Genomic DNA, 16221 nt, shown 5'->3' with positions numbered 1-16221 from the left:
GTTTATAAACCTTATATGCTTAAAATGTTTATTTATCAAATATCTCTAAAAACTGGATTTAGAAGTTCTAAAATCTTCAATTTCGTTAGAGGTTGTAGGGAGTTTGGCTCCTAGTAATCGACTAGCGCTACTTGTTATTAAGAAATCGTCTTCTAAACGGATGCCCCCAAAGCTTTTGTATTCTTCTAATTTATCATAATTGATAAACTCCATATATTTATTTTCACTCTTTCTCAACTCTATTAACTCTGGAATAAAGTAAATTCCCGGTTCAACTGTAAAAACCATCCCCTCTTCCAAAGCCCTTCCAAACCGAAGGGATTTAAACCCAAAGTCTTTGCTTTGCTTTAAATCAGTAGTATATCCAACATATTGCTCTCCTAAATTTTCCATATCATGTACATCTAGACCCATCATATGTCCCAATCCACACTGAAAAAATAGTGTATGAGCACCTGATTCAACTGCTTTATCAGGGTCACCTTTCATTAATCCCAATTCAATTAGACCTACGACTAATTCTTTACAAGCTCTAAGATGCACATCTATAAATTGCTGTTTGGGTCTAAGCATATTCACAGCAGCTTGATAGGATTTATAAACGATATCATAAATTTCTTTCTGTTTAACACTGAAGGTCTTGTTAATCGGAAAAGTCCTTGTAAGGTCACCAGCATATCCAGAAAAGTTTTCAGCACCACAATCGCACAGCACCATATCCCCTTTTTTTAAGAGGTTTCCCCTAAAGTGATTGTGAAGTATTTGTCCATCAATTGTTACTATGGGAGGAAATGATGTGTTATTGCCATTGGCAACTGCGATATTCTGAATAGCACCGAATAAATCTAACTCCGTCATTCCTGGCGCAGCCATCCCCATGGCCTTATATTGCATTTGAACGGTTGTATTTACCGCTTTTTCAATTTCCTCAATCTCTGCATTGGACTTTATCGACCGTAATTTTACCACGGCTTTTATAAACTCAACAGATACTTTTTTTGAAACCGCTGTAGCTGAGAAATTAAATAAGTCCGATAATTTTAAAATATGTTCAGGGCGATAGGGAGGTAGATAATGAATCTGTCTGCCTTTGCCTATTGAATTCTCTATATAACTTGCCAAATTTTCAGAAGGCCTTACACTGGTCACCCCTACTTTATGAGCCTGTTCTTCTAAGGATTCAGTTGGTCCCATAAACACAACATCATCTATGGTTAAATTATCTCCAAAAATAATTTCTTTGTCTTCTTCCAAATCAATGAGAGCATTTAATCCAGGTATTTGAAGTCCAAAAAAATAAATAAAGGAACTATCCTGTCTATAAGGATAGGTGTTGTCCTTAGAATTAATGCCACATTCATCGTTCCCAAGGAAAAGAATTAATCCCTCGCCCAACGATTCCTTTAACTTTTTCCTTCTTGTTTTGTACTCTTCTTCTGAAAACATATTTTAAAAATTTATGAGAAATAAATGACTCTATTTTTGTTACTGTTATACTGCTTTAGCCTTATTATTAACTTCACAGATTTACCTTCCCCCTGCCGGTAAATTTTTTTCCCAAAAAACTTCCATTGTTTCTCTGAGGTGATAGGATGTGTTTTCCCGTTCATTAATACGATGCGCTCGCATTGGGTAAGACATCATATTGAACATCTTATTGTGCTTAATTAATTTATTTACTAGCATCTCAAAACTCTGATAATGAACATTATCGTCTGCCGTTCCGTGCATAATCATCAAATTTCCCTCCAAGTTTTGCGCAAAGTTAATTGGTGATCCATCATGATAACCCTTGGCATTGTCTTCCAATAGTCCCATATATCTTTCCTGATAAGTAGCATCATAAAGCCTTTGGTCGGACACGAATGAAACGGCTAAACCTGAAGAATAAATCTCCGGGTATTTAAACATACAGTTCAGTGTCATTTGACCACCTCCACTCCAGCCCCAAATTCCAACTCGTGATGAGTCTAAGAAATCGTAGGTTTTCAATATTTCTTTCGCAGCCTTACTCTGGTCTTCAGAAGCGAGGATCCCTATTTGACCATAAATGGATTTACGCCATTTATTACCTCTTGGTGTTTTTGTACCGCGATTGTCGACGCTCATGACAACATACCCTTTTTGAGCCATATATTGATCCCATAGACTGCCACCAGCCCAATTGTCCTGTACGGTAGATGCTGCTGGTTCCCCATAGACATAAAACAATAATGGATATGTTTTACTAGCATCAAAATCTTTAGGTTTTATCATATAAGCATCCAGTAGGACATCTCCAATATTAACCTTTACAAATTCTTTTGAATTCAATGCCAAGGCATCAAATTTATTCTTTAGCTCCTTGTTATCCTCTAAAATTCTTTTTTGCTTGTGATTTGGAAGGCTTATTAAAGAATATATAGGAGGGGTAACCGCATTTTGGAATACTTGAATTCCCCATTTGGCATCATTGGAGATTTGATAAGAACTCTGACCCGAATTTGTGCTCGGAGTTATTCTTTCTGCATCTCCTTTTCCATCTATGCGACTTCTGTACAAATATCTCTGGGTAAAATTATCGGGGGAAGCAATATAGTAAACATACCCTCCTTTTGGATCAATACTATTAATTTCAACAACATCGAAATCTCCTTTGGTGATAGGTTGGATAACCTTACCATCCCTTGAAACCTTGTAAAGGTGTAACCAACCATCCCTCTCACTAGACCATGTAAAATATTTTTCATTTTCCAACCAGCGCACATCATCATGAATATCTAAAAAAGCCTCATCTTTCTCTGTCATAATAGTGGTAAGCTCCATATTCTCAATATCCCCAACCCAGATCTTATTGGTATTCTGTCTGCGGTTCAATTGCTGGATCATCACCTCTTTAGAATTAGGAATAAAATCCATACGGGCTAAATAATTATTCTTTGGGTCGCCTGGTACTTTAAACCATTTTGTAGCTCCCCCATCAACAGAAACTACTCCTACTTTTACAGTAGAAAGTTCTGTTCCTACCTTTGGATAAGGCAATGGAATTGGTTTTGAGTAAATTGAATCTACATTATTAATTATATAAAAAGTGCCCACATCCTTGGTATCCGATTGCCAATATGCAATATTTTCACCATCAGGGCTCCACCTAAAACCATCTCTACAATTTAATTCCTCTTCATAAACCCAGTCGAAAGTACCATTTATGATATTGCCACCCCCATCTTTGGTGATCTGGTCTATTTTATGACTTTCAAGATTTTCTGAATATATATTTAATTCACTTACATAGGCGACTTTGGAGGCATCTGGAGAGAATTTTGCAAACATCAGGGTCGCCGTGGGCAAGGATTGTCCTAGTCTTACCAATTTATTGGTTTTTAAATCCAACACCCAATAATCACCACGGGTGTGATACCGCCAAACTTTACGTGTATTTGTAAAAAGAAGGAGTTTATTGTTATCAAGAGACCATTTGTAATCCGAAATTGTAATAGGTTCATTTTTGCCCTCAGGAATTAATTGATTAGCAGATACCAAAACTGACCTTGTTCCACTTCGTGCATCATATTTAACAATATCATGACCACCTATTTCTTTGTTGGTCTCAAGAGTCGAATACCCTTTGTTGTCTTTCATCCACCTTACAGGACCAAAACTTTTTTGTTCGTATATGTTTTTTTTTATAAACATCTTTTAATTGTAACGGCAATGCATTTTGAGCTTGACCAATACCAAAAAAAAACAAAAAGCATAGCAAGCTTCTCAAAACCCCTTTTTTCATAACTTATATTATTTTCTAAATAGTATTCTTTTTCAATCTATACCATGAGTCCAATTTTATTAAAAGAGTCTTACATGTTATAGAATAATATTACAAATTTCCTATGCATTGCTTATTTTGCACTTTAGAAAATAGTGCTACTATTTGGAATCAAAACTAAAGAAAATAGTTGTCTTACTACATTATTCAAGAACAAACAAACCATACACCTCTACATTATTCCTTCAAGCTCACTAATAATGCGAATACTCATTATAGCTAGTCAAATTTTAGATTTATACCTATATTTGTAGCTCTAACTTTTAGGACAGTTTAATAAATGCTGAGCTAGCCACAATCCAAGGCGCTATCGATGGACAAAACCAAACCACGCCTGAGGCGACTGAAATCACACTGCCAAAACTTCAACTTGGCATTGCTAAAACCACACGTATTCACAGAGATTTTGATCTTACTACGTCCTTAAATATGGACTTTCGCTTTGCAGAAACCAATGATATTATTTCCTCAGGTTCTATGAGTGCTACTCCCGCTTTTGGCTTTGAAGTTGACTATATCAAATTAGTCTATTTAAGAGGCGGCGTCGGTAATTTTCAAAACCTTGAATCCCTTGGTGGTGAGGGAACCAACATTGGTTTCCAACCCAATTTTGGAGTAGGATTTCGGTATAAAGGTATTCAAATTGACTACGCCCTTACCGATATTGGAGACCAAAGCCTTGCCTTGTATTCCAATGTTTTCTCTGTAAAGCTAGATTGGTCTGTATTTAGGTAAGAGTTTAATTTCTTAAACTCTTACCTAAATATTTTCATTAGTGTCCGATAAAAAAGGCATCAAAGATTAAGGCTTTTTTCGTAAACAGAAGAATTAATATTTGACCAAAAATTCAACTACGAGTAAAACTGCTATTTTTTTGGATAACTGATGTTCAGTCAAATGATAGGTTTGCTTAATAAAAGTAAAATAACGGCGCGGGCCTTATCTCACAAATCGAATCATTACTGCAAGCGGTTTTCAACATTTCAGCACTTAATCACAATGTTATGTGGTGTGACCTCAGGATGCAACTCTCTTCGTGAACTGTGTGGTGGTATTCTAAACTATGGTGATAAAATTCCGCATTGTAAGTTTGATTATTCTCCAAAGAGAAGTACAAGCTCTGATGATAACAAAAGAAGAGACTGTATTGTCTTTGAAGATATTTATCGTGATTTAGTAACCGAGTATCTCCCAGATTTATTGGACAGCCACAAGCAGTTGGTAATCGACAAAAAAGTATATGCCATAGACTCTACCACAATAGCTCTTTTTCAGCCAATTTTTGAGTGTGTAGGGCGTAATCCTAATAATGGAAAACGAAAATGAGGAATGAAAAGTCATCAAAAATTAGATATTCAACCAGGAATACCTGTAGGAGTATACCATAGTAATGCACGTGAGTACTACTCTTTGCTTATACAAAAAGAAAGAGCAATGAATAAAGGCGAAGTAGCATCGTTTGAAAAAGCGTACAATAACTATGCGCTCTTTGAGACCTAGAATGAGGAAGGAATCTTTTTGTTAACCGATTAAAAAACAACGATAAAGAAACACTTTTAGAAGAGTTTGACCTCCAAGAAGCCACTCCAGATAATATCTTAAGAGATGCTAAAATTGCCCTTAAATATAAGGATTATAAAGGGAAAGAAAAGAAGGCTGAGCTGCGATTAGTATCGTTTTATAACGAAGAAAAAATAAGGTTTACTATTTCCTGTCCAATCTATTTGATTTGACTGCGGAACGAATAGCTCTACTTTATAAAAAACGATAGGAAGTAGAGTTACCATTTAATAAAACAAAACTTCCCACTACAGTATTTTTACGGTGATAATAGAAATACAATACAGATACAAATTAGGTATACACTTATTGCCTTGCTACTTATTACAAGTATGAGAAAAGAGGCTAACTAAATATTGAAGTTTTTCAAATTTAGTCAGTTTATTACAAAAGTACCTTTTTAGTTATATGAATTTCGAAGACTTTTTCAACAATGTAGATTTTTATGCTAAATAATTTGTTAAAAATAAAGGAAACCCAGATGATTCTCAATAAAAATTTGAGTTTCAATATAATAAATAATACGGGGCTTACTTTTATGTTTTCAAGATGTTAATACGGTTTTATTGACATTGAAGACAATAACCACATGTTTTTAACGGACAACAATAAAATATTTTAATAAATTTTGTAAAATTAGTTATAATTTAACAAAATTTAACCTTTAAATAAAAAGTTTAAATTTTAGTTTAGTTCTTGGCTAATTCAAATAAAAATTATTAAGAAATGAAACAAAATGTAAATTTGATCTTTTTATTCCTTTTCGCTTTAATCTCTCATATAGGTTTTGCGCAAAGTCAAGAAGTAACAGGAACTGTTGTAGACAACAGTGGTTTACCCTTACCAGGAGTAAACGTAATCGAAGACGGAACTAGTAATGGTACTCAAACTGATTTTGATGGAAATTTTTCTATCGAAGTTGAACAAGGTGCCATTTTAGTGTTTTCTTATTTAGGAATGAAGGAACAAAGGGTGGCAGTAAGTAGTCAATCTTCTATTGAAGTAACATTAATGAATGATACTGGGCAGCTCGACGAGGTAGTGATAACTGCTTTGGGCATTAAATCCAATCCTAGGTCTCTAACTTATGCAGCGGAAACTGTAACATCAGAGGATATTGAGAACACTGGGGAGACAAACTTAGTAAATTCTCTATCATCTAAAGCTGCAGGTGTTAGTGTTGTAAGTTCTTCAGGTTCTGTTGGGGCATCTTCCAATATTCGTATTCGAGGAAACACCTCTATAGGTAGGTCGAATTCTCCTCTTTTTATAATCGATGGAGTTCCTATAGACAATTCAAGTAGTGGTAACGGAACCGGTGGCGTTGACTCTTCAAACAGAGCTATCGATATTAATCAATCGGATATTGAATCTTTAGAAATTTTGAAAGGAACTGCAGCTCAAACACTTTATGGGCTTAGAGCAGCTAATGGAGTAGTGCTTATTACTACTAAAAAAGGCAAAGTTGGTGCTCCGAGAGTGACCGTATCTTCTTCCTATCAATTTAGTAATGTGAATCAGCTTCCTGATTTACAAAGCGAATTTGCACAAGGTCGACCAGTAGGAGGTGTTAATACTTATAGAGGTCCAGAAACCCAAGATGGCTTTAGTTGGGGTCCAAAAATTTCATCATTAGAATTTGATGGTGATAGCTCATATCCTTTCGATAGAAATGGTAGATTAGTACCACGAGGAGATGGAAACGGACAATCTGCAAATGCTTATGATCAATACGATTTTTTCACTACTGGTGTATTAAAAGATAATAGCGTATCCGTGAGAGGTGGAACTGAAAAAATCAAGTATTATATTTCTGGGGCACAATTAGATCAAACAGGAGTTTCTCCTAAAGAGCAATTTTCAAGAACATCTTTTAGGACTAATATTTCAGCCAATTTAAGAGATAATTTCAAAATTTCAGCTAATGCCAATTATATTAATTCTGGGGGTCGAAGAGTTCAAAGAGGCTCAAACGTCTCAGGAATAATGCTTGGTTTGGCAAGAACTACTCCTACATTTGATAATGGTAATGGATTAACAAGTAGAGATGCTGCTGATACCCCTTCAACATACTTATTCCCTGATGGTACTCAGAGAAGTTATAGAAATGGCGTTTATGATAACCCGTATTGGACAGTTTCTCAAAACCCTTCGTTTGACGATGTAAAACGATTTATTGGTAAATTATCTTTTGAATACAAGCCATTTGAATGGGCAACAATTCAAGGAACCTTAGGTTATGACCAATACGCAGATAAGAGGAAGCAAGGGGTAAATATTAATTCAGCTGGTAACCCTCAAGGCCAAGTTTTCAACCAAACTATATTTAATGAGGACATTAACACTCAGCTTTTATTTATTACAGAGAAAAAAATAAATGAAAAATGGGATTTCAATGGTGTCTTAGGTTATGACGGTTTTAAAACTGAAACTCAATTCGATGCTGTCACTGGATTAGGAATGACAATTCCGGGATTTTTTATAATATCGAACACAGCTACACAAGCTGTTTCAGAATCTGTAGGTAGGAGACAACTTGATGCGGTATTAGCAGATGCTAGATTTTCTTATGATAACACTTTCTTTATAAACGGTACATTAAGAAATGACTGGTCATCAACTCTGCCTGAAAACGATAATTCATTTCAATCTTATAGTTTTGGTTCTAGTTTTGTTTTTACAGAACTTTTTGACAGTGGAAATATGAATTATGGTAAATTAAGAGGCTCTTACGGTAAAACTGGTAATGATGCTCCTATATTTTCTACACTAACCTATTACAACGCTGCAGCTTCAGGAGGTGACGGATTTATAGATGACAATCAATTTCCTATTTTTTCAACAGTAGCTTTTGAAAGAGGATCTTTGTTGGGTAATAATAATATAACTCCTGAAACAACTGAAGAATTTGAAGTAGGTGCTGAATTCAACTTTTATGATTCTCGAATAAAAATTGATCTGACTTATTATAATAAAACTACAGAAGATCAAATAATTCAAGTCGACCAACCTGCAGTTACTGGTTTCACAAATAGAACTGTAAATGCAGGAATTATAGAGAATATAGGGTGGGAGATTACTTCATCTTTAAAGCCGATAGTCGGAGATAATTTTAATTGGAATATTGATCTTAACTGGACTACCTTTGAAAATACTGTGAAAGAGTTGGCTCCAGGTGTAGAGTCTATTCTCTTAGCAGGATTCACATCAACCTCTAGTAGGGTGATTGCTGGTGAATCGTACGGGGCGATATTTGGATCAAAATTTTTAAGGAATGATAATGGAGAAGTCTTAATAGACGACAGCGGATTTCCAGTTGTAGATCCTGAGAATGGAATTGTAGGAGATCCAATACCTGACTTTACAATGGGGATTAGAAATACATTTTCTTACAAGGACTTTACGTTATCAGCCTTACTTGACATTAGACAGGGTGGAGATGTATGGTGTGGAACTTGTGGTATAATTGATTATTTTGGTTCATCTCAAACAACAGCAGAGCAGAGAGGTATTACTGATTTTGTTTTCAATGGAGTAAATCAAACCACAGGACAAACCAACTCTACAGAAGTCGCTTTAGCTGACCCTGCAAATGGTCTTGGAGCTAATAGATGGGTCAGATATGGGTTTGGAGGAGTCTCTGAAGATTATATTTATGATTCTTCGTGGGTAAGACTTAGAGAAGCCTCTCTTACTTATTCATTACCAAATAAGTTTCTTGATAAAACTTTTCTTACAGGTGGTTCTTTAACTGTTACAGGAAGAAATCTTTTCTTAATTACTGATTATCCAGGTATTGATCCTGAAACAAATTTAACAGGAGCTTCGAATGGTATTGGATTAGATTATTTCAACCAACCTAACACTAAGGGTTACGCAGTAACTGTTAGACTTAATTTTTAATAATATTATAATCATGAAATACTTTAAAAGACATATAACAAAACTCACACTAATTTTAGTTGTGATACTTACTGCTTGTGAGTATGACTCTACCAATAATGACCCATCAAGACCAGGTGGAGAAAATGTGCCATTAGTTGCAATAGTTCCTGCAATGCAAACACAGACTCATAGAAACATAGGTGCTGTTTTAGGACGGTACGGTGGTATCCTTACGCAGCAGTGGAAAGGAGTAGATGCTCAACAATTAGGTTATACTTCATATGTAATTGGAGAAAATGACACCAGCAATCCTTGGGATTTTGGATTGTACACGGGATCTATGCGAGATGCTGTAGATATAATTGAAAGAGCTACAACTCAAGAAAATTTTAATACAAGAGGAGTTGCAAAAGTATACCTTGCAATTAATCTTGGTATAGCTACAAACGCATGGGGAAACGTTCCGTACACAGAAGCTTTTTTAGGTGCAGAAAATTTATCACCCAAATATGATGACCAAGAAGAATTATATACTATAATTTTAGATTTATTAGACGAAGCTATAAATGACCTTGAGGCCAATGATCCAGTTGGAATTCAAGGAGATTTAATTGACGCTAGTCCCACCCAATGGATTGCTACTGCTCATGCCTTGAAGGCAAGATTCTACATTCAATTAACTAGTAAATCTAATTCAGCAGCTCAAAATGCATTGACAGAAATTAATCTTGCTATGAGTAGTAATGATGGTCAACTCAACTTCCTTTTTGAAAATTCACAAAATGGAGGACACCCACTTTCTCTATTTGGATTTCAAAGACCAAATACGATGATCATCGGTGATTTTTTTGCTGATTTAATGACGAACGACCCCAGACAGCCATTGTATATGGTTGAAGATGACGGGGGTAATTTTCTTTACTTTAGTGATGATGATCCTAATTTGGTTTGGAGTAAATTAAATAGTGCATCGCCTGTGATTAGTTATGCTGAAGTAAAGTTTATTGAAGCTGAGGCCACAGAGAGAAACGGAAACGGAGAATCTATAATGAAAGAAGCCATTAGAACAAATATGGAATATCTTTCAATACCAACTCCTGATATAGATGCATACATTGCAAATATTACTTATAATGGTATTGAAACTATTATAATTGAAAAATATAAAGCTATGTATGGTCAAGCTCCTATTCAAGTATGGAATGATTTCAGAAGAACAGGATTTCCAGCGTTGACTCCAGATCCTAATGGTGTAAACGGAAATAATCCGTCTGGAATAGTACCAAGAAGATTGCTCTATCCTATAACGGAAAGACAATCTAATCCAGATGCTTATGAGGAAGCAATTCAAGCACAAGGAGGTCATTTGTTAGACGATGATATTTGGGTTTTCCCAATTCAATAGTTGATTATCATAAAAACAAAAGCTGCTAGTAAACCTAGCAGCTTTTTTATGTTTAAAATCGTCACGTCCTATCATAGCGATACATTAAAATATAAATGTAATACGAGCATCAGTAAAGAATAAGCATGTAAAACGTACTCAAAAAAGATTACTCGCTTTCTTTTAAGCTTTAAGTAGTCGAAGAAATTGAATCTGACCAATTTGGACTTTTGATGATACTGAGTTGGCCATTATCCAAGGCGCCATTGATGAACCAAACCACAGCTGAGACAACTGAAATCAGACTGCCAAAACTTCAACTTGGAATTTCTAAAACCAACAGTATTCACAAAGATTTGGATCTTACTATGTCATTTAATATGGACTTTCGCTTTGCAGAAACCAATGATATTATTTCCTCTGAATCTATAAGTGCTACCCCGGTTATGGTTTTGGTTTCGATTTTGAAGTTGACTATATAAATTTTGTTTACTTAAGAGGTGGCGTCAGTAATTTTCAAAAACTCTAATCAATTATTGATGAGATAATTAACATTGGTTTCCAGCTTAATTGAAGTAGGATTTTGGTATAAAGGTTTTCAAATTGGCTACGCCCTTACCGATATTGAATACCAAAGCTTTGCCTTATATTCCAATTTTTTTTCTTTAAAACTAGAATAGTCCGTATTCAGGTAAGAGTGTAAGTCATTAACTTACAGAGTAATGACTCAATTTTCAGACTTTATTTTATAAAATTATGCAAATTTAACGTTATCAATTTGTTAAGTTTTTGGTTAACCCTTAGTTTCGTCGCGGCTAATTCTAACAAATAAAAATTATTAACAAATGAAACAAAATGTAAATTGGATCTTCTTATTCCTTTTCGCTTTAATCTCACATGTAGGTTTTGCGCAAAGTCAAGAAGTGACAGGAACTGTTGTAGACAACAGTGGTTTACCCCTACCAGGCGTAAACGTAATAGAAGATGGAACAAGTAATGGTACTCAAACTAATTTTGATGGAAATTTCTCTATCGAAGTGGGACAAGAGGCTGTTCTTGTGTTTTCTTATTTAGGAATGAAGGAACAGAGGGTGGCTGTAGGTAGTCAATCTTCTTTTCAAGTAACATTACAGAATGATACTGGACAACTTGATGAAGTGGTTGTAACTGCTTTAGGCATCAAAAGAGAGAAAAAATCTTTGGGTTATGCAACTCAAGAACTCGATGGAGATGAAGTATCTGATGTAGCAACACAGAATTTTACGAATGCTCTATCTGGAAAAGTCGCTGGGCTTCAAGTAAAATCATCTGGAACTATGGGTGGTTCAACTAACGTTGTCATAAGAGGTAATGCCTCTTTAACGGGTAGCAACCAGGCTTTATTTGTTGTAGATGGGACACCTATCATTAACCAAAATTCAAACACTGGTGGACAGAGATCAGGACAAGGAGGTTTTGATTATGGTAATGCAGCATCTGATATCAATCCTGATGACATCAAATCTATTAATGTTTTACGTGGTGCAGCTGCATCAGCCTTATATGGAGAGCGTGCTGCGAATGGTGTCATAATTATTGAAACTAAAAGGGGATCGAAAAACAAAGGTCTTGGAGTAAGTATTAGATCTTCTGTTATGTTTTCAAATGCAGACGAAAGTACATTACCAAAGTATCAACAAAAATATGGTGCAGGTTATGGTCCATATTATCAATCTGAGGATGGCTATTTCAATTTGAGTGATATCAACGGCGATGGTGTTTTAGATGAAACAACTCCTTTCACAGAGGACGCCTCTTTTGGTGCAGCATTCGACCCAGATCGAATGATCTACCAGTGGAATTCTATATATCCAGGATTGGATACTTACCAGCAAGCATCTCCATGGGTAGCTGCAGATAAGACTCCAAATGACATATGGGAGACAGGGTACACTATGATTAATTCCGTGGCTTTAGATGGGGGAACTGACAAAAGTACTTACAGAGTCGGTTTTACTAACCTAGATCAAGAAGGTAGCCTTCCGAATAGTAGTATTAAGAGAAACAATATTAAATTTTCTGGATCTCATGATTTATCAGACAAACTCAAGGTAGCTTCTAATGTTAATTTCATTAAAACTGATGGTAAAGGTAGATATGGAACAGGTTATGATGATTTGAATGTCATGCAATCCTTTAGACAATGGAATCAATCTAATGTTGACCTTTATAAGCAACGTGATGCCTATTTTGAAACAGGAAGAAATATAACCTGGAATCCTAATGGACCTGATAACTTAACACCTATATATACTGATAACCCGTACTTTACAAGATACGAAAATTTTCAGACCGATACTCGTAATCGTTATTTTGGTAACGTTAATTTAAATTATGAAATCAATGATGTGTTTAGTGTATTAGGTCGTTTTACCTTCGATACTTATAGCGAGTTACAAGAAGAGCGTAAGAATGTAGGATCGGTTGGTGTCTCTAGATACTCGAGATTTGACAACAGAGTTGCTGAATATAATTACGATTTAATATTAAATTTCAATAAAGATTTAAATGATGATTTAAATCTTGACGGTAATATTGGTTTCAACCTTAGAAGAAACGAACAAACTTTTATTAGAGCATCTACCAACGGGGGTTTAAATGCTGCTGGTTTTTATGCTCTGAGCAACAGTAAAGACCCTCTACAACCACCACTTGAATACGAAGCGGACCAGATGGTTGATGGTTTATTTGCCAGAGGAAGTTTAGGTTATAAAGACACTTACTATTTGGAAGCCACTGTGAGGAGAGATCGTTCATCTACACTCCCAAAGGCAGATAATACATATTTTTATCCTTCAATCTCAACTAGTGTTTTACTTTCAAACATTATAGAGAAAGACTGGTTAAGTTTTGCAAAATTGAGAGCAAACTATGCTCAGGTAGGTAGTGCGACAGACCCTTATGATGTTTTCAACACCTATGTAATATCTACACCATTTAATGGTCAAGGTATAGCAAGTTTGAATAGTACACTGAATAATCTTGAATTGAAGTCTGAAACTTCAAAGTCTTTTGAAGTTGGTCTAGAAGCAAGCTTTTTAGATAATAGGCTGAATTTAGATTTTACGTATTATAGAACACGAACAGAAGACCAAATTACACCGGTTCCTGTGTCTAATGCTACTGGATACACAAGAAAATTACTTAATGCAGGTGAAATTGAAAACAAAGGTCTTGAGGTTTTACTTAGCGCAACACCTCTGGAACTGGATGCCTTTAGTTGGAATGTTAGTGTAAACTGGTCTAGAAATAGAAATAAAGTAATAAGTCTAACAGATGGTATAGACAACCTTCAATTGGCAAGCCTTCAAGGAGGTATCTCTATAAATGCTGCACCAGGTGAACCATATGGGACCATAAGAGGAACTGATTATGTATATGATGCTAGTGGTAGTAAAACTGTTAATAGCAGTGGTTATTACGAAACGACGTCATCAAATAATGAAATAATTGGAAACATACAGCCAGACTGGAATGCAGGTATTACTAACACTTTTACTTACAAGAATTTCAGATTTAGCTTTTTGATCGATATACAAGAAGGCGGAGATATCTTCTCTCTCGATACTTGGTATGGAATGGCTACTGGTGTTTATGATAGAACAGCTGGTATAAATGACTTAGGCAACGAGATGAGAGCCCCTTTAACAAGTGGAGCTGATAGTGGTGGTATAATTTTACCAGGCGTTAATGCTGATGGTTCTCAAAACCAAACAAGAGTTCCTTTCGACACTTATGCAAATCCTTACGGTTATGCTCGTGACGCTAATAAAGGGCATGTTTATGATGCATCGTACATTAAATTGAGAGAATTGAACTTAACGTATAGTTTTGGTGATAAAGTTTTAGAAAAATTACCATTCACTGGTGCTTCGCTTTCAATTATTGGTAGAAACTTATGGATAATTGATAAGAATATGCCATATTCAGATCCTGAAGCTGGATTAAGTTCTGGAAATATCCAAGGCTACCAATCTGGTGCTTACCCAGCTATGCAGCAGTATGGTATGAATCTTAAGTTTAATTTTTAAACAAAAACAAAATGAAAAAATATTTAATAACTTTTATAATGGTTTGCCTCTTCACATCGTGCTCCGATGATGAAAAATATGAGAGGCTAAATCAAGACCCTAAAAACCCAACAGAAGCTTCAGAAGAATTTTTGTTTACATCTGCTACAATAAGTTTAGGGGACTTTATGGCTAGTCCAAATGTAAATATTAATGTATTTAGATTTATAAGTCAGTACCTTACGGCTACAACTTATGTCGATGAGCCAAATTATGATTTGACTAATCGTAACGTTCCACAATCTCAATGGTCTGAAATATATAGAGATGTATTGTTGGACTTAGATGATGCCAAAGATTATATCAATGAAAACAGCGATCTTTCTCAAGGAGAGAAAGATGCTCGCTTAGGTCAAATAGAAGTGTTACAAGTTTATGCTTGGCAAGTTCTAGTGGACACTTTTTCTGATATTCCTTATACAGAAGCTTTACAAGCTGAAACTATTACATTACCAGCTTATGACGATGCAGGAACCATTTATGTAGATCTTATACAAAGACTACAAAATGCAAGAACATTGTTAAGCTCAGGACAAGGCTTTGCTGGAGCAGATGTCATATTTGGTGGGGACATGAGTAAGTGGAATAAATTCAGTAACTCATTACAGTTAAGGTTGGCGATGAGAATTTCTGATAGTAATTCTAGTTTATCCAAGAGTGCTGCTGAGGATGCAGCAAGCAATGGTGTCTTTACTGGTAATCAAGATAATGCCATTATTGTCTATCAAAGTTCACCCCCTAATACAAATCCATTATGGGAGGACTTAGTACAAAGTGGTCGTTCTGACTATGTCGCAGCCAATACACTTGTTGATATAATGAACGGTTTGGAAGATCCAAGACGTATGTATTATTTTGATGAAAATCTTGGAGCTGGAGTTTATGAAGGCGGTATCTACGGCTCTCAAAATCCTTATTCTAGTTCAACTCATGTGGGAGAAAGCTTTTTAGACCCAACCCACCCAGGAATTTTAATGGATTTTGCAGAGGTTTCATTTCATTTAGCAACTGCAACTTCCTCAGATCTTAATTATGCTGTATTTGGAGATGTTTTAACTCACTATGAAAATGGTGTAACAGCTTCTATGAATTACGCAGGAATTGATGATCAAGTTGCAATAGATGACTATTTGAGTCGACCAGATGTTTCTTATGATTCTGCAAATTCTAATGCTTTGATAGGAACACAATTCTGGATAGCTATGTTTGATAACCCTATAGAAGGATGGTCTGTTTGGAGAAAATATGATGAACCAACTCTCAACCTTCCAGGGTCAACTGGAAATCCAGTACCATTAAGATATACTTACCCTATTAATGAACAAAACTTGAATGAAGTAAATTACAATGAAGCTTCTCAAGCAATAGGTGGTGATTCTCAACAAACTAGATTATTCTGGGATGTGAATTAAACATTCATTTATTATACTATTTACGAAAGCTGCTAGAGAAATCTAGCAGCTTTTTTTGTTGCAAAA

General features: G+C 35.4%; 9 protein-coding genes and 1 pseudogene. 8 read left to right on the top strand and 2 right to left on the bottom strand.

Annotation, left to right across the window (positions count from 1 at the left end):
- Positions 1-45: 45 nt before the first annotated feature.
- Both P700755_RS13120 and P700755_RS13115 read right to left on the bottom strand, forming a co-directional pair.
- Positions 46-1446 (bottom strand): aminopeptidase P family protein, encoded by a 1401-nt coding sequence (locus P700755_RS13120; RefSeq protein ID WP_015025136.1) that lies wholly within the window; start codon positions 1444-1446, stop codon positions 46-48.
- A gap of 81 nt (positions 1447-1527) precedes the next feature.
- Entirely contained in the window at positions 1528-3675 is a 2148-nt protein-coding gene (locus P700755_RS13115; RefSeq protein ID WP_015025135.1) for a S9 family peptidase, read from the bottom strand.
- A 409-nt stretch (positions 3676-4084) separates the two neighbouring features.
- Here P700755_RS13115 and P700755_RS13110 point away from each other — a divergent pair.
- From P700755_RS13110 to P700755_RS13080, 8 genes and pseudogenes are all read left to right on the top strand, one after another.
- Positions 4085-4540 (top strand): annotated as a pseudogene (locus tag P700755_RS13110) (putative type IX sorting system protein PorV2); the annotation flags it as partial.
- Positions 4541-4690: 150 nt separating this feature from the next.
- Positions 4691-5131 carry a DUF4372 domain-containing protein gene (locus P700755_RS13105; protein WP_083858516.1) on the top strand — a complete coding sequence of 147 codons (441 nt, stop codon included), beginning with the start codon at positions 4691-4693 and terminating at the stop codon, positions 5129-5131.
- A gap of 3 nt (positions 5132-5134) precedes the next feature.
- Entirely contained in the window at positions 5135-5305 is a 171-nt protein-coding gene (locus tag P700755_RS20050) for a hypothetical protein (protein ID WP_157609301.1), read from the top strand.
- 786 nt (positions 5306-6091) lie between these two features.
- On the top strand, positions 6092-9268 hold the full coding sequence (locus P700755_RS13100; RefSeq protein ID WP_015025134.1) for a SusC/RagA family TonB-linked outer membrane protein: 3177 nt from the start codon (positions 6092-6094) through the stop codon (positions 9266-9268).
- 13 nt (positions 9269-9281) lie between these two features.
- Entirely contained in the window at positions 9282-10655 is a 1374-nt protein-coding gene (locus P700755_RS13095) for a SusD/RagB family nutrient-binding outer membrane lipoprotein (RefSeq protein WP_015025133.1), read from the top strand.
- Between the two features lie 212 nt (positions 10656-10867).
- Entirely contained in the window at positions 10868-11116 is a 249-nt protein-coding gene (locus P700755_RS20825) for a hypothetical protein (protein WP_245535942.1), read from the top strand.
- A gap of 363 nt (positions 11117-11479) precedes the next feature.
- Positions 11480-14704: a SusC/RagA family TonB-linked outer membrane protein gene (locus tag P700755_RS13085; RefSeq protein WP_015025132.1), complete on the top strand. Its 3225-nt coding sequence runs from the start codon at positions 11480-11482 to the stop codon at positions 14702-14704.
- 11 nt (positions 14705-14715) lie between these two features.
- Entirely contained in the window at positions 14716-16155 is a 1440-nt protein-coding gene (locus tag P700755_RS13080; protein ID WP_015025131.1) for a SusD/RagB family nutrient-binding outer membrane lipoprotein, read from the top strand.
- The last annotated feature ends 66 nt before the right edge of the window (positions 16156-16221 follow it).

Origin of the sequence: Psychroflexus torquis ATCC 700755 (assembly GCF_000153485.2) — a bacterium.
Classification (GTDB): Bacteria; Bacteroidota; Bacteroidia; order Flavobacteriales; family Flavobacteriaceae; genus Psychroflexus; species Psychroflexus torquis.
Note: the sequence above shows the minus strand (reverse complement) of the source record. Positions and strands in the feature narration are given on the sequence as shown.